The organism is Empedobacter sp. UBA5924, assembly GCF_002431085.1.
Classification (GTDB): domain Bacteria; phylum Bacteroidota; class Bacteroidia; order Flavobacteriales; family Weeksellaceae; genus Empedobacter; species Empedobacter falsenii_B.
The window spans coordinates 19,443-43,572 of record NZ_DJDM01000007.1 but is presented as its reverse complement, the minus strand read 5'-3'; the positions used below and the strand labels follow the sequence as shown (position 1 = coordinate 43,572).

22 protein-coding genes and 4 tRNA genes are annotated in these 24,130 nt (G+C 33.0%); 7 read left to right on the top strand and 19 right to left on the bottom strand.

The features are described 5' to 3' along the window. Nucleotides 1-30: 30 nt before the first annotated feature. From B3792_RS01575 to B3792_RS01560, 4 genes are all read right to left on the bottom strand, one after another. A complete protein-coding gene (locus B3792_RS01575) occupies nucleotides 31-2,328 on the bottom strand; it encodes a glycoside hydrolase family 65 protein (RefSeq protein WP_114998830.1) in 2,298 nt (765 codons plus the stop codon). 27 nt (nucleotides 2,329-2,355) lie between these two features. Next, complete coding sequence (gene pgmB / locus B3792_RS01570; RefSeq protein WP_221853995.1) at nucleotides 2,356-3,012, bottom strand: beta-phosphoglucomutase; 657 nt, start codon at nucleotides 3,010-3,012, stop codon at nucleotides 2,356-2,358. A gap of 5 nt (nucleotides 3,013-3,017) precedes the next feature. Beyond that, on the bottom strand, nucleotides 3,018-4,364 hold the full coding sequence (locus B3792_RS01565; protein ID WP_038331042.1) for an MFS transporter: 1,347 nt from the start codon (nucleotides 4,362-4,364) through the stop codon (nucleotides 3,018-3,020). 162 nt (nucleotides 4,365-4,526) lie between these two features. Further along, complete coding sequence (locus B3792_RS01560) at nucleotides 4,527-5,546, bottom strand: LacI family DNA-binding transcriptional regulator (protein ID WP_038331040.1); 1,020 nt, start codon at nucleotides 5,544-5,546, stop codon at nucleotides 4,527-4,529. Between the two features lie 224 nt (nucleotides 5,547-5,770). Here B3792_RS01560 and B3792_RS01555 point away from each other — a divergent pair, with 224 nt between their 5' ends. From B3792_RS01555 to B3792_RS01530, 6 genes are all read left to right on the top strand, one after another. Continuing rightward, nucleotides 5,771-8,689 carry a SusC/RagA family TonB-linked outer membrane protein gene (locus tag B3792_RS01555; protein WP_125349452.1) on the top strand — a complete coding sequence of 973 codons (2,919 nt, stop codon included), beginning with the start codon at nucleotides 5,771-5,773 and terminating at the stop codon, nucleotides 8,687-8,689. 10 nt (nucleotides 8,690-8,699) lie between these two features. After that, entirely contained in the window at nucleotides 8,700-10,325 is a 1,626-nt protein-coding gene (locus tag B3792_RS01550) for a RagB/SusD family nutrient uptake outer membrane protein (RefSeq protein WP_038331160.1), read from the top strand. Between the two features lies 1 nt (nucleotide 10,326). After that, nucleotides 10,327-11,352, top strand: a complete 1,026-nt coding sequence (locus B3792_RS01545) for a SusE domain-containing protein (RefSeq protein WP_125349454.1) — start codon at nucleotides 10,327-10,329, stop codon at nucleotides 11,350-11,352. 88 nt (nucleotides 11,353-11,440) lie between these two features. Beyond that, nucleotides 11,441-14,245, top strand: coding sequence for an alpha-amylase family glycosyl hydrolase (locus B3792_RS01540; protein ID WP_291068675.1), 2,805 nt, complete (start codon nucleotides 11,441-11,443; stop codon nucleotides 14,243-14,245). A gap of 243 nt (nucleotides 14,246-14,488) precedes the next feature. Further along, nucleotides 14,489-14,725, top strand: coding sequence for a sialidase family protein (locus tag B3792_RS01535; protein WP_257468011.1), 237 nt, complete (start codon nucleotides 14,489-14,491; stop codon nucleotides 14,723-14,725). Next, nucleotides 14,703-15,371, top strand: a complete 669-nt coding sequence (locus B3792_RS01530) for a sialidase family protein (RefSeq protein WP_349676201.1) — start codon at nucleotides 14,703-14,705, stop codon at nucleotides 15,369-15,371. Before B3792_RS01535 ends, B3792_RS01530 begins: the two co-directional genes overlap by 23 nt. Nucleotides 15,372-15,425: 54 nt before the next feature. On the opposite strand, the gene B3792_RS01525 is transcribed toward B3792_RS01530, so the two are convergent. From B3792_RS01525 to B3792_RS01510, 4 genes are all read right to left on the bottom strand, one after another. Beyond that, nucleotides 15,426-16,142, bottom strand: coding sequence for a TIGR00730 family Rossman fold protein (locus B3792_RS01525; RefSeq protein WP_219033784.1), 717 nt, complete (start codon nucleotides 16,140-16,142; stop codon nucleotides 15,426-15,428). 70 nt (nucleotides 16,143-16,212) lie between these two features. Continuing rightward, nucleotides 16,213-16,917 carry a Bax inhibitor-1/YccA family protein gene (locus B3792_RS01520; RefSeq protein WP_291068673.1) on the bottom strand — a complete coding sequence of 235 codons (705 nt, stop codon included), beginning with the start codon at nucleotides 16,915-16,917 and terminating at the stop codon, nucleotides 16,213-16,215. Nucleotides 16,918-16,984: 67 nt separating this feature from the next. Further along, nucleotides 16,985-17,668: a nicotinamide riboside transporter PnuC gene (pnuC, locus tag B3792_RS01515; protein ID WP_291068671.1), complete on the bottom strand. Its 684-nt coding sequence runs from the start codon at nucleotides 17,666-17,668 to the stop codon at nucleotides 16,985-16,987. A gap of 74 nt (nucleotides 17,669-17,742) precedes the next feature. Then, nucleotides 17,743-18,372 (bottom strand): 4'-phosphopantetheinyl transferase family protein, encoded by a 630-nt coding sequence (locus B3792_RS01510; protein ID WP_291068669.1) that lies wholly within the window; start codon nucleotides 18,370-18,372, stop codon nucleotides 17,743-17,745. Between the two features lie 74 nt (nucleotides 18,373-18,446). Between B3792_RS01510 and ahcY the strand changes: the two genes are divergently transcribed. Beyond that, nucleotides 18,447-19,760 (top strand): adenosylhomocysteinase, encoded by a 1,314-nt coding sequence (gene ahcY, locus B3792_RS01505; RefSeq protein ID WP_038331025.1) that lies wholly within the window; start codon nucleotides 18,447-18,449, stop codon nucleotides 19,758-19,760. A gap of 136 nt (nucleotides 19,761-19,896) precedes the next feature. Here ahcY and B3792_RS01500 read toward each other — a convergent pair whose 3' ends face one another. From B3792_RS01500 to trxA, 11 genes are all read right to left on the bottom strand, one after another. Continuing rightward, nucleotides 19,897-20,469 (bottom strand): hypothetical protein, encoded by a 573-nt coding sequence (locus tag B3792_RS01500; protein WP_280049877.1) that lies wholly within the window; start codon nucleotides 20,467-20,469, stop codon nucleotides 19,897-19,899. 239 nt (nucleotides 20,470-20,708) lie between these two features. Continuing rightward, nucleotides 20,709-21,299: a hypothetical protein gene (locus tag B3792_RS01495; RefSeq protein ID WP_291068666.1), complete on the bottom strand. Its 591-nt coding sequence runs from the start codon at nucleotides 21,297-21,299 to the stop codon at nucleotides 20,709-20,711. Then, nucleotides 21,289-21,720, bottom strand: coding sequence for an RNA polymerase sigma factor (locus tag B3792_RS01490; protein WP_244958052.1), 432 nt, complete (start codon nucleotides 21,718-21,720; stop codon nucleotides 21,289-21,291). The genes B3792_RS01495 and B3792_RS01490 overlap by 11 nt, the downstream gene beginning before the upstream one ends. A gap of 77 nt (nucleotides 21,721-21,797) precedes the next feature. Next, entirely contained in the window at nucleotides 21,798-22,061 is a 264-nt protein-coding gene (locus tag B3792_RS01485) for a hypothetical protein (protein ID WP_180905782.1), read from the bottom strand. Nucleotides 22,062-22,133: 72 nt separating this feature from the next. Further along, entirely contained in the window at nucleotides 22,134-22,613 is a 480-nt protein-coding gene (locus B3792_RS01480) for a DUF2938 domain-containing protein (RefSeq protein ID WP_180905781.1), read from the bottom strand. A gap of 79 nt (nucleotides 22,614-22,692) precedes the next feature. Continuing rightward, a complete protein-coding gene (locus tag B3792_RS01475) occupies nucleotides 22,693-23,100 on the bottom strand; it encodes an NUDIX hydrolase (protein ID WP_180905780.1) in 408 nt (135 codons plus the stop codon). Nucleotides 23,101-23,187: 87 nt separating this feature from the next. Further along, nucleotides 23,188-23,264 (bottom strand) — tRNA-Asp (locus tag B3792_RS01470). Between the two features lie 58 nt (nucleotides 23,265-23,322). Beyond that, nucleotides 23,323-23,396 (bottom strand) — tRNA-Asp (locus B3792_RS01465). Nucleotides 23,397-23,444: 48 nt separating this feature from the next. After that, a tRNA-Asp gene (locus tag B3792_RS01460) sits at nucleotides 23,445-23,518 on the bottom strand. Nucleotides 23,519-23,561: 43 nt separating this feature from the next. Then, a tRNA-Asp gene (locus tag B3792_RS01455) sits at nucleotides 23,562-23,635 on the bottom strand. Nucleotides 23,636-23,762: 127 nt separating this feature from the next. After that, on the bottom strand, nucleotides 23,763-24,080 hold the full coding sequence (trxA, locus tag B3792_RS01450; RefSeq protein WP_038331009.1) for a thioredoxin: 318 nt from the start codon (nucleotides 24,078-24,080) through the stop codon (nucleotides 23,763-23,765). Between the last annotated feature and the right edge of the window lie 50 nt (nucleotides 24,081-24,130).

The following is a 24,130-nucleotide window of genomic DNA, read 5'->3' as shown; positions in this document are numbered from 1 at the left end:
CGAAGCCTTCAAGGTATTAGATTCCCTTTATTAAATCGAAGGCTGAACAACTACTTTCTGGTCGAAAACATAAACCTCTAACGGTTCTGTTCCTTCCAGTTCAAAAATTGTTTCTCCTTTATTTACAATAACTTTTAGGATTTGATGACGGAAATTGACTTTGAACGAAAAACCTTCCCATTGTTCTGGTAAACGCGGCTCAAAATACAATTGATCGTTTTTCACACGCATTCCACCAAATCCTTCTACAATCGACATCCAAGTTCCAGCCATAGATGTGATGTGTAATCCTTCGTGAACTTCTTTGTTATAATCATCTAAATCTAAACGAGAAGTTCTCAAATAAAATGTATATGCTTGCTCCATTCTTCCTAACGTTGCTGCTTGGATGGAATGAACACAAGGCGATAATGATGATTCGTGAACCGTTAATGGTTCGTAAAAATCAAAATGTTTTTCTAATTGATCTTTCGAAAATTGATCTTCGAAATAATAGAACGATTGTAAAACGTCTGCTTGTTTGATATAAGCTGAACGTAAAATTCTATCCCAAGACCATTTTTGATTAATCGGACGTTCTTCTTTTGGTAATTCAGAAACAGGTGTTAAATCTTTATCCAAGAAACCATCTTGCTGTAAATAAATTCCTAATTCTTCACTGAATGGAAAATAAATATTCTCTGCAACTTCTTTCATTTCTGCTAATTCAGCATCAGTAATACTTCTCTTTGCAGCGATTCGAGCGAAATCCTCTGGATAATTTGTTTTGACGTTTTCAACTTGTTCCAACAAATAATTCATACACCATTGTGCACAATAATTTGAATGGAAATTGTTGTTGACATTATTTTCATATTCGTTAGGTCCCGTAACTCCTAACATCACATATTGTTTTTTGTCGTTTGACCAATTCACACGCTGTTTCCAAAAACGTGCAATTCCTAATAAAACCTCTAAACCAGCTTCTGGAATATACGTTTGATCTCCCGTAAAACGAACATAGTTGTAAATCGCAAATGCAATAGCTCCATTACGGTGAATTTCCTCGAATGTAATTTCCCATTCGTTATGGCATTCTTCACCATTCATCGTAACCATCGGATACAAAGCTGCACCTTTGTTGAAGCCTAATTTTTCTCCATTTTCAATCGCTTTATCCAATTGATTAAAACGATACATTAATAAGTTTCGCGCAACTTCTTGATTTTTTGTTACCATGTAAAATGGCAAACAATATGCTTCTGTATCCCAATATGTAGAACCTCCATATTTCTCTCCCGTAAAGCCTTTTGGACCGATATTCAAACGCTCATCTTTTCCAGAATACGTTTGATTTAATTGAAAAATATTAAAACGAATACCTTGTTGCGCTTTTGTATCACCTTCTATAGTGATATCAGCCATTTCCCAAATCTTTGCCCAAGCTTCTTTTTGGTTTATTAACAATTGTTCATAACCTTGTTCATTTGCTTGAGATAATACATTTTCGGCAGCGTTAATTAATTCATTTTTAGGATGATTTGTCGAAACTACATAACCTCCAAATTTCTCAATTGTCGCGGTATCATTCGCTTTTACCTCAACTTCATATGTAAATTCTACTTTTGTTTCAGTTTTAACATCACTTGTTGGTGTATTTTGTTGATAACTTCCATTTACCAAGATTTTATTCTGCATAAATGTTACGACTTCAAAATGAGTTTTGAACGTACGCGCTTGTACAAAACCTTGTTCACCTTTAATTTCAGAAAAAATTGGTTCCCAAAAAATCTCTTCCCAGTTCGCATCTTCGTTCTTTACAGCTGCATCAACATAAGGTTTGAAGACAATTTTCGCATCATCATTGATTGGTTTGATGTCATATTTAATTGCTCCTAATTCATCTAAATCAGCAGAAAGAAAACGTCGAACAAAAACCTCAATTTCTAATCCTGAAGGTAAAATCGCAATAAATGAACGATCCAATAAACCTTCTTTCATATTCAATTCGCGACGGAAATTTTTAACTTCTTTACAAGTGTTTAAATCAAATTTTTCACCGTTAATTTCGATGTCAATTCCAATCCAAACTGGCGCATTTAATACTTTTGCAAAATATTCTGGATAACCGTTTTTCCACCATCCCACTTTTGTCTTGTCAGGATAATAAACGCCGGCAATATAGCTTCCTTGAAATGTATCACCTGAATAAAATTCTTCGAAATTGGCACGTTGTCCCATTGCTCCATTTCCGATAGAAAATAAACTTTCAGACGATTTTACACGATCTTTTTCAAACCCTTCTTCGATAATTGACCACGCATTCGGGATGATATAATCTTGATTCATTTTGTTTGTTGTATGTAGTTTGTATAATTATTGATTGATTAATTCGACCAAGAAATCCTCTGAGATTTCAGTAAAATTTTTAAAGTTGTATTTCGCTTCATTCAAAACCGAAGCTTCTCCAATTCCGATGCTTGTCATTCCTGCTACATTTGCTGCTTCAATTCCTGCAACAGAATCTTCAAATACAATTGAATTTTCGTTTGTTTGATTCGCTTTTTTCGCTCCAACGATAAAAACTTCTGGATCTGGTTTTGCGTTAGAAACATCGTTTCCATCTACGATATCATCGAAATAATTTAGAATATTAACTTTCTCTAAAATTGGACGTGCATTTTTAGAAGCTGATCCCAAAATAATTGGTTGATTGTTTTCTTTTAGAAAGTTTAAAACGTCCATAACGCCTGGTAAAATTTCAGAATCGTCCATCTTATCAATGTATTCTAAATATTCTTTGTTCTTCTGAATTAACCATTCGTTTTTCTGCTCATCAGAAGCTTCAACATTTCCCAATCCAAGAATAATTTCTAATGATCGCACACGAGAAACACCTTTCAATAATTCGTTATGTTCGTGCGTAAAATCGATGTTTAGATTATTCGCTAATTTTTTCCATGCTAAATAATGGTACTTTGCAGTGTCGACGATGACACCATCTAAATCAAAAATAAATGCTTTAGTTTTCAAAATGATTATGCTTTGATTGGTTCATCCACATCTTTTACGCGCGTTACAAAAAGTGCTGCAATAATTAGCGCAACACCGCTGGTAACAATGGCGAAAATTGGATTATCGTGATATAAATATTTTACAATTGGACCGCCTAACAATGCGTTGACGATTTGAGGCATACAAATGAAGAAATTGAAAATTCCCATGTAAACACCCATTTTTTTCGCTGGAATTGCTCCCGCTAAAATTGCATAAGGCATCGATAAGATACTTGCCCAAGCGATTCCTACTCCGATCATGGAAAGGATTAGTAATTTTGGATCGTGAATAAAATAGATTGAAATTAATCCTAATCCTCCACAAATTAATGAAATAGCATGTGTTGTTTTTCGACCAAATTTTAAGGCTATTGCTGGTAAAAAGAAGGCGAATATTGCAGAAATTCCGTTGTAAACTCCGAAGATAATTCCAACCCAATCCCCTGCTTTTTGGTACGTTTCTGAATGTGTATCACTCAAAGACAAACCGTACACATGATGAGCGATTGCAGGCGTAGCAAATACCCACATACCGAATAATGCAAACCACGTAAAGAACTGTACCAAACCTAATTGTTTCATCGTTTTTGGCATATTCCCAAAATCGGTAAAAATCTGTGTTAAGCTTGCTTTTTCTTCAACAATTGGTTCTCTACCTTCTGCTTTTTCGAAAGCGTCTAATTCTTCTGGCGAATATTCTTTTGTGGTAAAAATGGTAATTAAAACGGTTACAATAATTGCAATTGCTCCAATAATGAATGATAAAATTAAGTGAAACGGAACTTCTCCTTCCGCTGCAATACTTGAAACACCAAACCAGTTGCTCAAAATATAAGGCAACCACGAACCGACAACAGCTCCTAAACCAATAATTACAGTTTGAATTGAATATCCTAATGTACGTTGATCCGAAGGCAACATATCTGCTACAAATGCACGCATCGGTTCCATCGCGATATTGAATGAAGCATCCATTATCATCAAGAATCCAGCACCCATCCATAATGCAGGCATCAATGCCGTAAATGCACCTGCTTGTGGCATTAAGATTAATCCGAAAGAAGCCAATAAAGCTCCTACTAAAAAGTATGGTTTTCTTCGTCCAAATTTAGACCAAGTATTATCTGAATAATGACCAATAATAGGTTGAACAATCAATCCCATTAGCGGTGCAACAATCCAAAACCAAGACAATTCGTGCACATCGGCACCAAATGAACTTAGAATACGGCTCGCATTTGCGTTTTGCAAGGCGAAACCCATTTGAACTCCTAGATATCCGAAACTTAAATTCCAGATTTCAAGAAATCCTAATCTACGCTTTCTCATTATCGTAATTTTTTTATGTATTTTACGATAAGCGTTTTATGCTTATCAAAACTATATTTTTGTAATTTGAGAAGTAAAAATATGTTTTGATTTGTTTACAATGTTAAAACTTTTTTTTGGGATTATTGCAACTGTAACAATTATTTAACCAAAAAAAACTTACTAAATCGTTGTAGTTTCTCTGTGTAATAATTCTGTTCCGACAACTTCGGTAATGTAATGCTCATGCTCGTTTTCTGACTCTAATTTTTGAATCAATAAACGCGCTGCAATCTCACCCATTTTGAATGCATTTTGTTTGACTGTAGAAATGCTTGGAATTGAGTTCTTGGAAATTACACCATCTGTAAAAGCTATTAAATGTAATTCTTCTGGCACTTTGATTCCTTTTTTCAGTGCTGCTCTCAACACTTTTACGGCATATAATTCATTTACTGCCATTACTGCGTCAAATTTATTTTTTTCGAAAAACTCATCAATCATAGTGTCCAACTGACTCTCGTCTTCTACACGCAAAATCAAGTTTTCGTCAACTGCAATTCCATTCGCTTCTAATGTTCTTTTATATCCTTCGGTTCTTAAGCGTCCAACACTTATATAATCTGGCGTTGTGATAAAACCGATTTTCTTGCGTTCTTTACTTATAAAATACTGAATTGCTTCTTGTGTCGCAAGTACATCATCAATAATCACTTTATCAGTATAAACCTCACGCGTTACACGGTCGAACATCACAACTGGCATTCCTTGGTTGATGATTTCTTTGATATGATGATAATCTTTTTTGGCTTGAGTTTCTTTCGAAAGAGAAATCACAAATCCGTCTATACTACCCGCTGCAAGCATCTCCATATTAATCACTTCACGTTCGTACGATTCATTTGACAAACATATTAAGACATTATAACCATATTGATTGGCTAAATTTTCGATTCCACTAATTACCATCGCAAAAAAATCGTGAACGATTTCGGGAATAATCACGGCAATGGTTTTCGTTTTACGATTCTTTAGACTTAATGCTATATTATTCGGTTTGTAGTTGTATAATTTTGCAAATGCCTGAATCTTTTGTTTCGTTACAGCACTAATCTCTTCGCTATTTTTCAACGCCTTAGAAACCGTTGATATCGAAACATCTAACTCTTTTGCAATCTGTTTTAATGTCAAATTCTTTTTCATAATCTTCTTTCTACCTTAACCATCAATCTTATTCTACTAATTTCCGTCTTTTTTATTAAAAATTAACATGCTATAACAATTAATTTAATTATTTATTAACACGAAAACGTTTTCGTTTAACTAGTTAGTGTATTACATACACAATCAATCAATTAAACAACTTATATTTGGTAATGAGAAGTAAAAATATAAATTAATAATTAACGAAACAAAACAAAAAATATATGAGGATTTTAAAACAATCTCTTCTAGCATTAGTTTTATCAAGCCCTGCTATTTTATCTGCACAAACTGCGATAAAAGGAACAGTACAAGATAGCGCTAATAACACGGTTTTAGCTGGTGCAGATGTTTCGAACATTACAACAGGAGAATCGACAGTTTCTGATGAAAAAGGAAATTTTACATTAGAAGCGAACGATGGTGATATAATTGTTATCAGTTTTTTTGGTTATGACGATCAAGAAATAACTTTTGCGGGACAAACGCAATTACAACTTCGTATGTCTAAAACGACAGAAAACTTGAAAGAAGTAGTTGTAATTGGATATGGTACAGCTAAAAAAGAAGATGTCACAGGTTCTGTAAATCAATTAAATTCAGAAGATTTCAACAAAGGATCAATCACTTCTGCGCAAGAATTAATGACAGGGAAAATCGCTGGTGTTGTGGTAACATCTGCTGGTGGAGCTCCTGGTGACGGTCAAAACATTATCATTCGTGGTAATAGTTCGTTATCATTAAACTCTCAACCATTATATGTAGTTGATGGTGTTCCTTTATCTGAAGTAAATATTGGAGGTTCTCGAAATCCTTTGGATTTCTTAAATCCTAACGACATCGAAACGATGACTATTTTGAAAGATGCTTCTGCAACTGCCATTTATGGTTCTCGTGCTGCGAATGGGGTTGTAATGGTTACAACTAAAAAAGGAAAAGGAAAAAAATTCCGTTTTAATTATAATTCAATTACATCAATTTATCAACCAGAAGGTTATATTGATGTAATGAATGCAGATCAATTCCGTGAATTGGTAAAATCTGTAGGAACAGCTGACGAAATTTCTCGTTTAGGTAACGCAAATACAGATTGGCAAAAAGAAATTTATAGAACAGCTGTAGGTTTTGATCACAACTTTAGTGCAACAGGAAATATTGGAGGTAAAATGCCGTCTCGTTTTTCTATTTCTAACACAGATCAAGATGGTATTTTGAAAGGAGATAACATCAATCGTACAACAGCTTCTATGAACTTAAGTCCATCTTTCTTAGATGATCACTTAAAATTTGAATTGAATGCTCGAGGTTCTTATATCGAAAATCAATTTGCAAACAGAGGTGCAATTGGAGCTGCTTTAGAGTATGATCCAACTCAACCAGTTTATTCTGGAGCAAATATATTTGGAGGTTACCACACTTGGATGGACGGATCTGTTAAACACAATTTAGCGCCAACTAACCCAGTTGCATTAATCAACGAAAACAGAGATACATCAGAAGTTCGTCGTTTTGTAGGAAATGCAAAAATGGATTATAAATTACATTTCTTACCATCTGTTACTGCAACAGTTAATGTAGGTTATGATATTTCTAATGCGAATGGACGTAATGTAACAACTGCAAATATGCCAAACTCTTCTTTGACATGGGATGGTTCTAAAACAACATTTAGCGCACAATTCTACAACAAATTATTTGATGCATATTTAACATTCAACAAAGATTTTGGACAACACGGATTAACTGTTGTTGGAGGTTACAGTTATCAATACTTTAATACATACAACACCAATTACGATAGTGAATTAGAACAACAAGGTTCTGATCAATTTACATTCGTAGACCGTGATCACTATTCTTTACTATCATACTTCGGACGTTTAAACTATAATTTTGATAATCGTTACATCTTAACAGCTACTATGCGTGCAGATGCTTCATCAAAATTAAGCCATGACAACCAATGGGGTTATTTCCCTTCTGCAGCTATTGCATGGAATATCTCTAAAGAAGAATTCTTGAAAGGAAGTTCTGTTGTAAATGATTTGAAATTACGTGTTGGATATGGTAAAGTTGGTAATGTGAACGGATTAGGAAACTTCCAATTCTTAACGCGTTATCAAGGATCAGAATCAACTGCTTATTATCAATTTGGTTCAACATTCTATCAAACTTATCGTCCTCAACCATTTAATGGTGATTTAAAATGGGAAATTTCTAGTACATTAAATGCTGGTATTGATTACTCTTTATTCAAAAATAGAATCTATGGTACATTAGACGTTTACAAGAAAAAAACAAGTGATTTAATTGCGAGTGTTTATGTAGATCCATTTACAAACTTTGGAAATATGATCGATAAAAATATCGGTGATATGGAAAATAAAGGAATCGAATTTAGCATCAATGCTGATATCGTAAAAACAAAAGATTTTGATTGGTCTTTTGGATACAACATCGCTTTTAATGATAATAAAATTGTCAACTTACCTACTGATAATTTAACAGGTGGTATCGATGGAGGAACTGGTAACAATATTCAAATTCAACGTGAAGGAGAAGAACCATTTAGTTTCTACGTATACAAACAAATTTATGATGCAAACGGAAAGCCTATCGAAGGAGCTTACGAAGATTTGAACAACGACGGAATCATCAACGAAAAAGACCGTTATATTCACAAAAGTCCTTTCGCAAAAGTAACAATGGGATTCAATACATTCTTCCGTTACAAAAATTGGGATTTAAGTGCAACTGCTCGTGCTAATATCGGAAACTATGCTTACAATAACATGGCTTCGTCTAAAGGTTACAGCAAAAAAGCGACAGGAAATGGTCAAAACTATTTATCTAATGTGCTTTCAAGCTACTACAACACAGGTTTCACAAGTATCACAGAAACTAATTTGTTAAGTGACCACTTTATAGAAGATGCATCTTTCTTCCGTATTGATAACATTACATTAGGTTACAACCTAAAACAAGCAATCAAAGGATTAGATATTCGTCTTTATGGAGCGGTTCAAAACGTAGCTGTATTCACAAATTACAGTGGTTTAGATCCTGAAATTTACCGCGGAATTGATAATAGTTTTTATCCAAGACCGAGAACGTATGTATTTGGTTTAAATGTTAATTTCTAAGAAAACTACAATGAAAAAGATTAAAATTTCAACATATATTTTAGCTGCGGCATTGGCTTTCTCTGTTTCTTCATGTCATGATGATTTAGATTTAATGCCAAATGATCCAGATACTTATACACAATTTGATGTATTCAAAGATGTTGCTACTGCAAAATCTGCTTTAGCAAAAGTATATTCTTCTTTAGCACTTACTGGACAAAAAGGTCCAGCGGGAAGTGGAGATATTCAAGGTATTGACGAAGGTGCTTCTCAATATACTCGTTTAATGTTCAACTTAAATGTATTAACAACAGACGAATCTATTGTTGGCTGGGGAGATCCAGGTTTACCAAACTTGCATGAGATTTCTTGGGGAGCAAGTAACAGTTTTGTTGAAGCGATGTATTATCGTTTAGCACAAACCGTTTCTTTCTCTAATTCATTTATTGCAAACGCTGAAGCTTTATCAAGCACAACTCCAGAAGTGAAAGAATATGTAGCTGAAGCGCGTTTCATTAGAGCATATGCTTATTATAGCTTAATGGATTTATATGCGAATGTTCCGTTAGTAACAGAAGTTTCTTCTGAATTACCGAAACAAAGCAATCGTAAAGAGATTTTCACTTTCGTTGAAAGCGAACTAAAAGCTATCGAAGCTGAATTAAAAGCTGGTCGTACAAACGAATACGGACGTGTAGACAAAGCAGCTGCCGAAGCATTATTATCTCGTTTATATCTAAATGCAGAAACTTGGATTGGTGAAGCAAAATATACAGAAGCCATCACTTATTCTAAATTGGCTATGCAAGCTGGATATACGCTTAACATAACTGATGGAAATAAAAATGGTTCTGCTTATGACGAATTATTTTTAGCTGATAACAATACGAATGGCGCGCAGAACGAAGCTATTTTCGTTTTAAATTTTGACGGAAATAATTCTCGTACATATGGAGGTTCTACTTTCTTAGTAAAAGCTGCAATTGGTGGAAAAATGACAGCTGCTGATTATGGTGTAAATGGTGGATGGGGAGGTCCTCGTTCTACAAAAGCATTGGTGAATCAATTTACAGATGCTGTAACAACGAAAGACAGTAACGGAAATCCAACTGCATGGAAAGATAAACGTGCGATGTTCTTTACAGATGGACAAACATTTGAAATTAACAACATAGGTACATTTGGAGAAGGTTATGCTGTTTACAAATGGTCAAATAAACGTTCAGACGGAAAAAGTGCAAACGACGCAACAGGAGAATATGTTGACACAGATGTTCCTATAATTCGTTTAGCAGAAGTTTATTTAAACTATGCCGAAGCTGTTTTACGTGGAGGAACTGGTGGTGATCGTGCAACTGCATTGAGCTTAATCAACGAATTAAGAACTCGTGCATACGGAAATACATCAGGTAATATTACTGACGGACAATTAAACTTAGATTTCATTTTAGCAGAAAGATCAAGAGAGTTGTACTGGGAAGGAACGCGTAGAACGGATTTAATTCGTTTCAGTAGATATACAAATAATTACAATTGGCCTTGGAAAGGAGGCGTTCAAAACGGAACTTCTGTAGATGCTACAAAAGCTATCTTCCCAATTCCAAACAATATTATTGTCATTAATCCAAACTTAACTCAAAACCCAGGTTATTAAGATGAAAAATTTTATAAAATATATTTCGTTAGCTTGTGCGAGTATTTTTGCCTTAAGCGCATGTAACGATGATGAAGATATCATCAAATTAGATCCCTCAAATTTTGTTGCACCGAAAGTAGAAACACCTGCTTCATCAACAATTGAATTATTAGAAGAAAATGCTGCAAATACAGCAATGACATTTAATTGGAGTGCCGCAAATTATGGAACAAATACTCCTCCTAAATATGAATTACAAATTGATGTAAAAGGAGATAATTTTGAAAATCATCAAGTTCTTACTTCAACTTCAACATTAACAGCTGATGTTACCGTAAAAGAATTGAATTTAGCAGTTATTGCTTTAGGATTAGAACCTTTTAAAGAAGGAGAAATAGAATATCGTATTGTCTCTACAGTTGGTACTCCTGGTTCTCAACAGTTAATTTCTAATGTCAATATATTAAAAATAACGCCATATCCAACAGATTTATCTACAAATTGGGGTGTTGTTGGTTCTGCTACTCCTAACGGTTGGGACGGGCCAGATGTTCAATTTTGGAAAACTGATGTTACAAATGTATTTGTAGCGTATACAGATTTAAAAGCTGGTGAAATCAAATTCCGTCAAGACAACAAATGGGAGTTAGATTATGGTGGATCTAATGGAAAACTTGAAAAAGGAGGTAAAAACATCGCAGTAGATGCCGGTACTTACAAGATAACTATGGACTTAACAAATCTAACTTATAAATTAGATAATTATTCTTGGGGATTAGTAGGTGACGCTACAGCAAACGGATGGGATGGTCCAGACCAAAAATTGTCTTATGATGGTACTTTAGATGCTTGGACTATTACTACAACATTAAAAGATGGAGAATTTAAATTCCGTTTAAATAATGATTGGGGAACAAATTTTGGTGGTACAAGTAATGCAGGAGAATTAACAGACAAAGACGGTACTAACATCAAAATAAAAGCTGGGAAATATAAAATCACAGCTAATTTCAACAAGAAAACTTATACAGTAGAAGCTCAATAAAATTTTTTCTCATCAACAAATAATTTTTTAAAAGCCATTAAAATTCAATTACGTTTTTTAATGGCTTTTTTCTAAAACTACACAAAACATGAAAAACATTCTATCTATTTTAATGCTTTTAATGGTAATATCTTTTACCAAAGCACAAATTACAACAACTCCTTCACCACCCGAAGCAAACCAAGCAGTTGTAATAAACTTCGATAAAACAGGAACAGGTCTTGCCAATTATTCAGGAGATATTTATGCGCATACAGGCGTAACTATTGATGGAAAACAATGGGAAAATATAATTGAAAGTTGGGGAAATAATACCACTCAACCCAAATTAACTTTCGTTTCTGGATCAACCTACAAATTAGAAATCCCTACATCTATTTATCAATTCTATGGAGTTGATACTTCTAAAAATATTACAGCAATAGATGTTGTTTTTAGAAGTGCAGATGGAAAACAACAAACTACGGATCTTTCTATTTCGGTAGGTTCTTTCAAAGTTACTTTAACTAATCCGCTCGAAAATTCAATTACAAATGTTTCTTCAGGATCAAGTTTTAACATCAAAGCGATAGCTACAAAATCTGCTAATTGGACATTATCTGCTAACGGAACTCAAATTGATGCATTAAATAATTCAACTTCTTTTGATAAAAATTATACCATTTTACAAAATCAGAATTATACATTAAATGCAACTTTTAATGGTCAAACAATAAGCAAATCTTTTACAATTAATATCAAACCAACGGTTAAAGATGTAGCCATTCCATCTAATTTACATGAAGGAATTAATTATTTGAATAATGATTTTACAAAAGCATATTTGGTTTTATACGCTCCACAAAAAGAGTTCATTCATGTAATCGGAAGTTTCAATAATTGGCAACTTTCTGATCAATATGTGATGAATCGAGATACAACTAACAAGGATTTATATTGGATTGAATTATCTAATCTTAAAGCAAGTGAAATCTATACGTTTCAATATCGAACAAGTGATGGAATCAAAACTGCAGATCCTTATTCGACTTTAGTTTTATCGCCTTATGATGATCCGTATATTACCGCAGCAACTTACCCAAATATGCCTGTATATCCTACTGGACAACAATTTGAAGTTTCGGTTTTACAAACAAATCAAGCAAAATACAATTGGAAAGTTTCAAATTTCAATCGCCCAAATAAAGAGAATTTGATGATTTACGAATTATTAATTCGTGATTTCAATTCGACAAAAACATGGCAATCTTTAATTGATGATTTTGATTATTTCAAAAAATTAAACATCAACGCAATCGAAGTTATGCCCGTAATGGAGTTTGAAGGAAATATTTCTTGGGGTTATAATACAGCTTATCATCTTGCTTTGGATAAAGCTTATGGACCAGCAGATAAAATGAAAAAGTTCATCGATTTGTGTCATCAAAATGGAATTTCAATCATTTTAGATGTTGCTTTAAATCATGTTTATGGTCGATCTCCGTTGGTTAGAATGTGGATGAATGATCCCGACAATGATGGTTTTGGAGAACCAACTACTACAAATCCTTATGTTAATCAAACCTCAAAACATAGTTACAATGTTGGATACGATTTAAATCATCAATTAACACCAACTCAAAATTATGTACAACGTACATTAAAACATTGGATTGAAGAGTTCAAAATTGATGGATTTAGATGGGATTTAACAAAAGGATTTACACAAAATTGTACACCTTCTGATGAAACTTGTACAAACGGATATCAGGCTGATCGTGTAGCAATTTTAAAAAAATATGCAGATATGCAATGGACAATTGATCCGAATTCCTACATCATTTTTGAACATTTAGGAAATAATGGTTCAGCACAAGAGGAAACAGAATGGGCGAATTATCGCATTAACGAAGGTAAAGGAATTATGCTTTGGGGTAAAGCGACTAATAATTTTAATCAAAATACAATGGGATATGCTTCGGATAGTAACTTTGATTGGTTGAAGCATACTGTAAAAGGTTTTACGAAAAAACATTTGGTTGCCTACGCAGAAAGTCATGATGAAGAAAGAATGATGTACAAGAATTTACAATATGGTGCATCATCAGGAACTTATAATGTAAAAGATTTAAAAACTTCTTTAGAAAGACAAAAAGCTTTAGGTGCCGTTCTATTTACGATTCCTGGTCCTAAAATGTTGTGGCAATTTGGAGAATTAGGATATGATTATTCGATCAATCATTGCGAAGATGGAACAAATAATGACGGATGTCGCACCAATCCAAAACCTATTCCAAGCGAAATTGGTTACTTAACAAATGCCGATAGAAAATCTGTTTATGAAGTTTGGTCAAAAATTATTGGTCTTAAATTAAACAACAAAGTTTTCGAAACTGATAATTATACAATTACATCTGGAGATTTAAAACCGCGTATTCAGATTACAAATAATTTATTATCGTCGTCTGATTTATATGAGGTAATTGTTATTGCAAACTTCACAACAAGCACTCAAGCAATTGCGCCACTTTTTCCATTTACAGGAAATTGGTACAATTTGATGGACGAAACAACGCTGAATGTCACCAATACAAATTCATCATTTACAGTTAATCTAAATCCAGGTGAATTTAGAATTTTCGGGAATGCAAAAGCAAATTTATCAACAGATAATATTGAGGTTAATTCAGAAAAAATCTCTGTAACTCCAAATCCAGTTTCTTCCTCTTTTTCATTAAATATTAATTCAGAAAAAGTAAAAATTTATGATTTATCAGGAAAGTTGGTCAAAGAATTTTCAGGAAAATTTTCAGCAATACATCAATTTAACATCAAAGAATTACCAAAAGGTATTTACATTCTTGACATTGAAGCTAAAAATCGAAAATCGTCGGCGAAACTGATTAAAAATTAATTTTAAAAAAAGCCATTAAAATTCGTTTTGATGGCTTTTCATTTTCACAAATCGTTGAAAAATCAATAACTTGTCGGTTAATTTACACCATGACAAAAAAGAAAAATTCTACTTGCCATTTTTTCCTTCGCTTATACGCTGGGATTTGCCCAAACCAACAAACAAGTTTTATTTACAATCAAAAATCAATCGGATGTCAAATGTTATCGCATTCAGAGTATCATTACATCAGCAAAAGGAATATTGATTGCGGCAATCGACGAGCGTGTTCCAAATTGTGGCGATTTACTTTACAATCCTAATATCAATATTGTGATTAGGAAAAGTGATGACAAGGGAAAAACATGGTCAGCAATCAAGCGAGTTATCGATTTTCCAGATCAAGAATCTGCTTCTGATGTATCGATGGTTTTGAATGAAAAGACAAAAGAAATTTATCTTTTTTACAATTACATGAATCAAAAAAATTGCGAAAAATGAATTTCGATTACATTTTGTAAAAAGTGCTGACAATGGAGAAACGTGGTCAAAACCTGTTGATATTACAGACCAAATTACGCCAACGGAATGGAAAAAAGATTTTAAATTCATTACTTCTGGTCGTGGCGCATACACAAAAGAAGGTTGGATTTTGAATACATTGGTTCGATTGAAAGACGGTGTTTACGTATTCGGAAGTAAAGATCATGGAAAAACGTGGGAACGAATTTCGAGTGTTGCAGATAAAGCAGACGAAACAAATATTGTACAACTTCCGAACAAAGATTGGATGTTAAATGCGCGCGTTCAAAATGCTGGTTTCCGTAAAATATTTATCTCAAAAGATCAAGGAAAAACGTGGGTTTCTAAAATGGAAGAACAATTAATTGATCCAATTTGTAATGCATCGACATTAGTTTTAGGAAAAAATATTGTGTTTAGTAATTTGCATGATTCAAAAGATCGTCAAAATCTGGGATTGAAAGTAAGTAAAGATCAAGCGAAAACATGGAATTTTATCAAAACTATTGAACCAAATTCTTCGGCTTATTCCGTTTTAACGAATATATCAAAAAATAAAGTTGGTATTTTTTATGAAGCTGATGATTACCAAGATATGTTTTTTGAAGTAGTTGATTTAAAATAAATTCAATCATAAAAATATAAAAAAACCTCATCAAATGATGAGGTTTTTTGTTGCTTAAAAATTAAGCTTAATATTATATTTTTCGTAGAAATTCTCGATGTGAGCAACTGCTTCTTCTGCTGTATCAACCAAACGGAAAAGATCCAAATCTTTCTCAGAAATATAACCTTCTCTCAAAACTGTTTCTTTGATCCAATCAATTAAACCTGACCAATATTCAGTTCCAACTAACACAATTGGGAAACGTCCTGTTTTCTTCGTTTGTACCAATGTCATCGACTCAAATAATTCGTCTAACGTCCCAAAACCTCCTGGCATTCCGATAAATCCTTGTGAATATTTCACAAACATTACTTTTCGTGCAAAGAAATAATCGAAATTAATTTCATATTCACGGTCGATATATTTGTTCAAGTCTGTTTCGAAAGGCAATGTAATTCCCAATCCAACAGAAGTTCCTCCACCCTTTTGCGCTCCTTTGTTTGCAGCTTCCATAATTGCCGGACCTCCACCAGTAATTACACCAAAACCTATTTGCGTTAATCGATACGCAATGTCCTCTGCTAATGCATAATATGGATGATCTGGAGAAGTACGTGCCGAACCAAAAATAGACACGCAAGGTCCTATTTTAGACATTACTTCGTAACCATTTACAAACTCTGCCATAATCTTGAACAACGCCCAAGAATCATTTATTCTAATCTCATTCCAATCTTTTGGTCGAAACGGAGATTGTATTCTATCGTCTTCTTTTTCTTTATCTGTCATAGTATCTTAAATAAAAAAACCGCAACAAAAATGCTACGGTTCAATATACAAATTTATTGTTTCTTCATGATTAATCTCTACTCATAAAAATTCTCGAAATATACCAAAACAATAACATTAATGAAGCAAATAACGACAATGCCGCTGCAACATACTGTTGTGTTCCGAACTCATATTTTAATTGGTGAGTGTTGTACAAAATTGCTCCACCAGCTAAGGCGCACATTCCAACTGAGAACCATAATCCTAGATCGAACCCGAATAACATCCCTGCAATAATCAATCCAATTGCTAAGAAAAATCCTATAGTTAATGCTCCTCGTAAAATAGAGAAATCTGCTTTTGTTAAAAATACAATAGCTGACAATCCTACAAATAATCCGCCTGTTACTACAGCTGCTTGTTTTATCACATAAGTTCCGCCATAATACAATGCGATGTAAAGCATTGGTACAAAAATTAAAGCTTCTGCAACTATATATAAAAAGTAGCCTAAATATTGTTTAGATTTTGAAATCGATCCGTACGCCATTTTTTGAGCAACCCATGTAATTCCCATGAAACCTGCTAATAAAATAAGCCAAAGATATCCAGAAGTTAAACTCAACATGAAGCTTACTAATGCTTCTGATTTTAACATCAAAGATTCGATTAAAACAAATACCAAAACTCCTCCAGCAACGTGTCCGTAAGTATGTTTATAGAAATTTGCCCTTTCTACGCTCGTTGCCTCTGCAACCAATTGGTTTTGTTGATATACGTGTTGATTTTCCATATTCGTAATTTTTATAGGTTTTTCAAATTCAATTTATAAGGCTAAAATACTAATTTTAAATTATTTCTTAGCTCACTATTTTTTGGGAGTTTTTTACTGATTTTATCCAATCGATTAATCCGATAAATGATAAAATCAATAAGACAATATATTGCACAGAAGTGATAACTGCTCCTTTGTAAATCATTAATGGAATCATGATTAAATCGCCGATAATCCAGAAATACCAATTATCAATTTTTCGTCGCGCCATCATCCACATTCCAATCAAAAAGATAGCGGTCGTCGAAGCGTCTACAAAATCAATTTTGGTATAATGTAATTTACATTGGTTGATAAAACTGAAATCAAAACCATTTTGAATAACTGGACGGAAATAATAAATCGTCAAAATAAAGATAAAACTCAACGCGAAAAGTAAAGTTGCATATAAATATTCTTTCTTCGAAGCCCACGAAACATCGACATGTTTATGATCTGCTTCGAGATTTTTTTGCCACAAAATCCAACCATAAATCGCCATTGAAGTATAGTAAATATTAATAATAGTTTCGCCGTATAATCCCCAATTAAAAAATAAATAGATGAAAATAAACGTCGAAATAATAGTGGTTGGATAAACCAAAATATTACGTTTGTAGGTATAATAAACGGAAATAATCCCAAATAAAGTTGCAATTATTTCAAGTAAAATATTCAGTGTAGAATAGGTTTTATAAGGAGCAAAGATGTAATCAATAAAATCGTTCATTCTTAAGTTGTGAGTTAAAATAATTCATTCTAAATCGTAAATCTAAATTCGTAATTATAATTTCTAACTTCAATCTATTCATAATCCAACACCCAAACCAAATAATGATCTTCAATCATTTTGTAGAACGCATGATATTTTCGAGATTTTACATCATCCGAAATCCAACAAATAAATTGTTTATTCTCTATTAATTCAAATTCTTCTGCACGATAATGATTCAGAAAATTCCAAAGATTTCCACCATTCAATTTGTACAAACCTTCTTTCATTCCCCAAATTACATGCAAATATTCAATTTCATGCTCTTGCGGAATCCAAGCGATTTCATCTGGACGCGCAAATTTGTGTTTAATGTTTAAAATTTTTCTTGGTCGAGCCAATTCAATATCTATCCCAATATTATATTCGCTCACGCCAACAGAAACCAATCCATAGGAATGTGTGATGGAAATTTCTTTATTTGTAGGTAAAAAAGGTTTTCCTCTTTCGTCATAATTTACATCATAATCCAAGTCCAATTTCTTTAGACAAGCGCGCAAACCAAGATATTCTCTGGCCTGTTTAGGTCGAAGATTATTATATTTTTCCATCCTATAATCCTCTAAATGAAGATATTCTAACAATTCTTCATTCGATTCTGTTACATTCCACGTAATAATGCGGGTATGTTTAAAATCGTTAATATAATCGATAACGGGCATTTTATTAATCGAAATTTGTTTGTAAATTTGTTCCTTATAAACTTTAAAAAAAAGTTAGTTAAATATATCAATTGATGGATACAAAAACGCAATACATTCCATACAAAGTTAAAGATATTTCTTTAGCTGAGTGGGGAAGAAAGGAAATTACGTTGGCTGAGGCAGAAATGCCTGGGTTGATGGCTATCCGTGAAGAGTACAAAGCTGCTCAACCTTTGAAAGGTGCTCGCATTGCAGGTTGTCTACACATGACAATCCAAACTGCAGTATTAATCGAAACGTTGGTTGCTTTAGGAGCTGATGTTACATGGTCGTCATGTAATATTTTCTCTACACAAGATCACGCTGCTGCTGCAATTGCTGCTGCTGGGATTCCTGTGTATGCTTGGAAAGGGATGAACGAAGAGGAATTCGATTGGTGTATCGAGCAAACATTATTCTTCGGAGAAGATCGCAAACCATTAAACATGATTTTGGATGATGGTGGAGACTTAACGAATATGGTGATTGATCGTTACCCAGAATTGGTTGCTGAGATCAAAGGATTATCAGAAGAAACAACTACGGGTGTACACCGTCTTTACGAAAGAATGGAGAAAGGTACATTGCCTATGCCTGCAATTAACGTAAATGATTCTGTAACAAAATCTAAATTCGACAACAAATACGGATGTCGCGAATCTGCAGTAGATGCTATCAAACGTGCTACTGACTTGATGATCGCTGGTAAACGTGTTGTAGTTTGTGGATTTGGTGATGTTGGTAAAGGTACAGCGGCTTCTTTCCGTGGTGCTGGAGCAATTGTTACAGTAACAGAAATCGACCCTATTTGTGCTTTACAAGCATCTATGGAAGGTTACGAAGTAAAAAAATTAGATACAGTGGTTGCAAACGCTGATATCGTAATTACGACTACTGGTAACTTTGGAATTGTACGTGCAGAGCATTTCGAGAAAATGAAAGACAAAGTAGTTGTGTGTAACATTGGTCACTTCGATAACGAAATCGATATGGCTTGGTTAAACGGAAATTACGGAAACACGAAAGAAGAAATTAAACCACAAGTTGACAAATACAACATCAACGGAAATGACATCATCATTTTGGCTGAAGGACGTTTAGTAAACTTAGGTTGTGCAACAGGACACCCTTCTTTTGTGATGTCAAACTCTTTCTCTAACCAAACTTTAGCTCAAATCGAATTGTGGACAAATTCATCAGCTTACAAAAACGAAGTATATACTTTACCTAAGCATTTAGATGAAAAAGTTGCAGAATTGCATTTAGCTAAATTAGGAGTAGAATTAGAAGTTTTATCTCAAGAACAAGCAGAATACATTGGTGTAACGGTTGAAGGACCATTTAAACCAGAATATTATAGATATTAATTAATTTTAATTCAAAATTTTTATTTGAAAAAAGAAAAAAGCACTTAACTATATGCCCTCGCCCTGAACAAGCGAGGGCTTTTTTGTTAGTCATTTTCTACGCCAGAAATTGATTCAAGTTCATTATTCAATTTATTTAGCTCTTCCTTTGTTGTATATTTTTTAGGAATATTTTTCTTAAATTAAATGTCGCTTCTTTTTTATTTTTTATCAAAATATCAGCATTGATTGCAGGCGTAATTCCTAATGGTGTTTTCATCCACACATCAGAATCAGTCGTTTTATATAAACATTTAGCCAGCAAAGCTCCACTAAAATAAATTGGCTTTTCAACTTCTGTTAATAATTCTACTTTGATGAAAAAATCATCTTGATATTTAATATTCAAATCACGTAAATCCATCGAAAAGACATCATTCTGTTGATATTCTTTTTTTACAACAACTTCAAAAGGTTTTTCTAAAATTGATTGAGCTGGTTTCCCATTATTCATTGCCGTTAAATCAACTTTCAAAAGAATAGAATCTAATTTCAAACTATTACTAAAATTGAAATTAATACGTTGAAAAGTGAATTCTTTTTTAGGCGCATTTATTGGAATTGCAAATTCTTTGGTAAACTTAGGAAGTGAATCTTTACTAAAATTAATATCAGCCGTTAATCCGATTAAAATTGATTTCGTCTTGGTATCCGAACCAACACGTTTCAATCGAAATTTGCTTTTATCATACAAAATCGTTTCATGTCATTCTATCGTATCTTTTTTATAATCTTGTGCATTTGCAAACGTTATAAAACATAAAAAAAGAAAGTAAATTTTTGTCATCTATTTGGTTTTTAAATCATTTATCAATTTTATAAAATATAGATGTTCAAAATTCACAAAGGTTACACAATGACATGTTAAAGTTTAACGCATTACATTAACAAAAGAAGAGTAACTTTTGGTTACTCTTCTAATTGATGCAATATATTTTCTAATTCTACCAGATTCTTTTTATAATAAGTAGAAATCCACCATTTTAATAATAAAACGCAAATTAATACATAAAAAAATAGTGTAAGAAAAATATAAAGATAAAACTGAAATTTGTATTCAAATTGCAACGAGTTAGGATGCTGGATATACGAAATCCCAATAATCATCAACACTAAAATAGAAATCAAGTACGAGTAAATACTGTAAATATCAATCGCAGATTTGTAATTATAATAAAACCAATTGATGTTCTTTAGCGAATTATATTCCAGATGATATGATCGTTTATAAAACTTGAAAACATAAATAAACGGCACCAAAAAAGTCAACGAAACACACAACAATGTCCACCAAATTGTTGGCGTATTTGCATCAAATAAGAAAGGAAAAGTATATAAAAACAATAATCCTAATAATTGAAAATAAAACTCTTGTTTCAATGTTTTTCTTACTTTATCAATAATGATATTTGCTTCTTGATTAAGCTCAAGATTTGGATCAATTTTCACTTCATCTGAAGATTGATTGTCCCATTGTTTTTGTAATTCATCAAAATTCATAACCGTATTTTTTTATGATGATTTGTATTTTTTCTTTCGTTCTGTTCAATTTCACACGTGCGTTTCCTTCCGAAATTCCCAAGTTCATACTAATTTCCTTGTGATTCTGTCCTTCCAAAAACAGAAAAATCAATGCTTTTTCTACTTTATTCAATTCATGAACTGCTTTATAAAACAATTCGAGTTGTGTTTCTTTTTCACCAGAATTCATCTCATCTACTTGATCAATATTTTCTAAAAAAGTATGACGATCTGCTTTTTTCTTTTCTTTTCTAAAATAAGTTAACGCCGTGTTCAACGAAACGCGATACATCCAAGTTGAAAATTGAGATTTACCTTCGAATCGATCAAAAGATTTCCATAGTTGCAAAACAATCTCTTGTATCAAATCATTTTGATCTTCAGAATTATCCATATACATCTTAGCGATTTTGTGTAAAATCCCTTTGTGTTGATCGATTAATTCTAAAAAAAGAGTTTGTTTAGCTTCCAAAATCGTTACTTTATTTTTTTCAACGCAACTTGTTCATCGTCGATAAATAAAATACAATTGACTCCGAAAAATTCTTGCAAAATATTTACTTTGATCTTTAACTTTTCATCTTTAGAATTTTTTAAATGCCCCGTTAAAATTGGTGCAGAAAAATAGTTAATTTGATAATCTTGTAATTTGTCATTTACAAAAAGTTTTTCGCCAGAAAACCAATTATTCTCGATTCTGATAACATTATTTTCAACTGTTGTTTCCCAAATAGATTTCATCGTTTAATTATTTTAGTGTTTACTAGTAAGTAGGAAAAAAGTAAAAACGTTACAAACTTTTTTGAAAAATATTTAGAATAGAGAAAGAGTTAATGCAGAAATATATAAGCCAAAACCAAAAATAAGATGTGTGAGTAAACTGCGAAAACGCATTACATTTGGCGACGGAAGTTTTGAAGATGCAATTCCAAGCCCAAATGCTGGTTGCATAATAAAAAAAGGTGCGACAATTGTAAATAATCCTACAAATAAAGCAGGAAAAATTGTAGGATGATTTAACCATTCTACCCCAAAAATCACGACTAATAAAATAGAAAATGTAATTCCGATTAAGTAATGCGCCAACCAACCGATAAAAACTTCATTTTGAATTGGTTTTGAATCAAATATTTTATCATGCGTAAACTTTCCATTTGCAAAATGTCCAATCCAACGGCCTACAAATCTATAGTCCAAAGATTTAATATTGAATAATTTCAAAATAAAAGCCCAAATATCCATCACAATTGTTGCTCCAACGCCAACCAATATTGTTTTTATAATTATCTCCATCATTTATTTTTTAAATAAAGATAGATTATTTTTTAATTAATGCAATACAATCGCATTAGTGTGTTTCAAAAATATTTGCTTAAAATTCCATTTCTAACCAAATTGGTAAACTGAATTCTTCTAATAAATGAGCCAATTGAAATTCTTTGTAATTTTCTTTCGTTATCCACACCATTTCTTCTATCTCAGAAGCGATTTTAAGCGTTTCTAATGATTTTAATTTAACATGAAACACATTTGCATGAACTTCAGTATTCGCTTCGTTAACGGCAATAGAAGTATGTTGTCCTAAAAATGAAACATCGTTCTGTAGAATATCAACATTAATCTCTTCTAAAAATTCGCGTCGAAGCGTTGTTAATAATTCTTCATCTTGCTCTCGTTTTCCTCCAACCATCTGAAAAAATTTCGATTTCTTTTTTCGGACAGCTAACATTCTACCTATTTCATCTGTAACCAAGGCGTTCACCAAATAAATATAATTCATTGTTATGCGTTATGCGTTATGCAAAAGTAGAATTTAGGAAAGTTTGGAGCAAAAAAAAGCTTCACAATAAGTGAAGCTTATAAAAGTTGGCGATCCGGACGGGACTCGAACCCGCGACCACTTGCGTGACAGGCAAGTATTCTAACCAACTGAACTACCGGATCAGTCTGTTTTTTTTATTTATAATTTTCGATCGCACTAAAATAGAAAAAGAAATAGATGCGATCCGGACGGGACTCGAACCCGCGACCACTTGCGTGACAGGCAAGTATTCTAACCAACTGAACTACCGGATCAGAAAATTATAAATTGATATATTTTTTATGAATTTTTATAAAAAATTGCGATCCGGACGGGACTCGAACCCGCGACCACTTGCGTGACAGGCAAGTATTCTAACCAACTGAACTACCGGATCAGAAATTATAAAAAATATATTGTGTAAAAGAACGAACTTTTTGCGATCCGGACGGGACTCGAACCCGCGACCACTTGCGTGACAGGCAAGTATTCTAACCAACTGAACTACCGGATCAAAATCTGTATCGATTTCGGATTGCAAATATAGGCGGTTTTCTGATAAAACCTAAACTTTTTTCAAAAAAAATCTCGGAAATTTTGCATCCGAGATTCTTTTATTTCAAAATCAGCGATTTAATTTATTATAAAATCGCGTTTAATTTTTCTACTAATTGCTCTTTTGGAACAACTCCTACAACTTTGTCTACTACTTCTCCGTCTTTGAAGAATAAAATTGTAGGAATGTTGCGGATTCCATATTTCGCAGCAACTTCTTGGTTTGTGTCTACATCAACTTTACCAATAACTGCTTTTCCTTGATATTCTGTAGCAAGCTCTTCCACAACTGGACCAACCATTCTACAAGGACCACACCAAACAGCCCAAAAATCAACCATTGCTGGTTTTCCTGACTCTATAATATCTGATGCAAATGATGCGTCTGTTACTTCTAATGCCATAATCTTATATTTTTTTATCTAATCTTAAGTTTACAAATCTACATAAAATT

Coding starts and splice junctions, on each gene's coding strand:
- B3792_RS01480 (WP_180905781.1), bottom strand. CDS start 22,613: ATGGAGATAATTATAAAAACAATATTGGTTGGCGTTGGAGCAACAATT.
- B3792_RS01495 (WP_291068666.1), bottom strand. CDS start 21,299: ATGAATTTTGATGAATTACAAAAACAATGGGACAATCAATCTTCAGAT.
- B3792_RS01575 (WP_114998830.1), bottom strand. CDS start 2,328: ATGAATCAAGATTATATCATCCCGAATGCGTGGTCAATTATCGAAGAA.
- ahcY (WP_038331025.1), top strand. CDS start 18,447: ATGGATACAAAAACGCAATACATTCCATACAAAGTTAAAGATATTTCT.
- B3792_RS01540 (WP_291068675.1), top strand. CDS start 11,441: ATGAAAAACATTCTATCTATTTTAATGCTTTTAATGGTAATATCTTTT.
- B3792_RS01525 (WP_219033784.1), bottom strand. CDS start 16,142: ATGACAGATAAAGAAAAAGAAGACGATAGAATACAATCTCCGTTTCGA.
- B3792_RS01550 (WP_038331160.1), top strand. CDS start 8,700: ATGAAAAAGATTAAAATTTCAACATATATTTTAGCTGCGGCATTGGCT.
- B3792_RS01555 (WP_125349452.1), top strand. CDS start 5,771: ATGAGGATTTTAAAACAATCTCTTCTAGCATTAGTTTTATCAAGCCCT.
- B3792_RS01565 (WP_038331042.1), bottom strand. CDS start 4,364: ATGAGAAAGCGTAGATTAGGATTTCTTGAAATCTGGAATTTAAGTTTC.
- B3792_RS01545 (WP_125349454.1), top strand. CDS start 10,327: ATGAAAAATTTTATAAAATATATTTCGTTAGCTTGTGCGAGTATTTTT.
- B3792_RS01510 (WP_291068669.1), bottom strand. CDS start 18,372: ATGCCCGTTATCGATTATATTAACGATTTTAAACATACCCGCATTATT.
- B3792_RS01485 (WP_180905782.1), bottom strand. CDS start 22,061: ATGAAATCTATTTGGGAAACAACAGTTGAAAATAATGTTATCAGAATC.
- pnuC (WP_291068671.1), bottom strand. CDS start 17,668: ATGAACGATTTTATTGATTACATCTTTGCTCCTTATAAAACCTATTCT.
- trxA (WP_038331009.1), bottom strand. CDS start 24,080: ATGGCATTAGAAGTAACAGACGCATCATTTGCATCAGATATTATAGAG.
- B3792_RS01560 (WP_038331040.1), bottom strand. CDS start 5,546: ATGAAAAAGAATTTGACATTAAAACAGATTGCAAAAGAGTTAGATGTT.
- B3792_RS01520 (WP_291068673.1), bottom strand. CDS start 16,917: ATGGAAAATCAACACGTATATCAACAAAACCAATTGGTTGCAGAGGCA.
- B3792_RS01475 (WP_180905780.1), bottom strand. CDS start 23,100: ATGAATTATATTTATTTGGTGAACGCCTTGGTTACAGATGAAATAGGT.
- B3792_RS01490 (WP_244958052.1), bottom strand. CDS start 21,720: ATGTATATGGATAATTCTGAAGATCAAAATGATTTGATACAAGAGATT.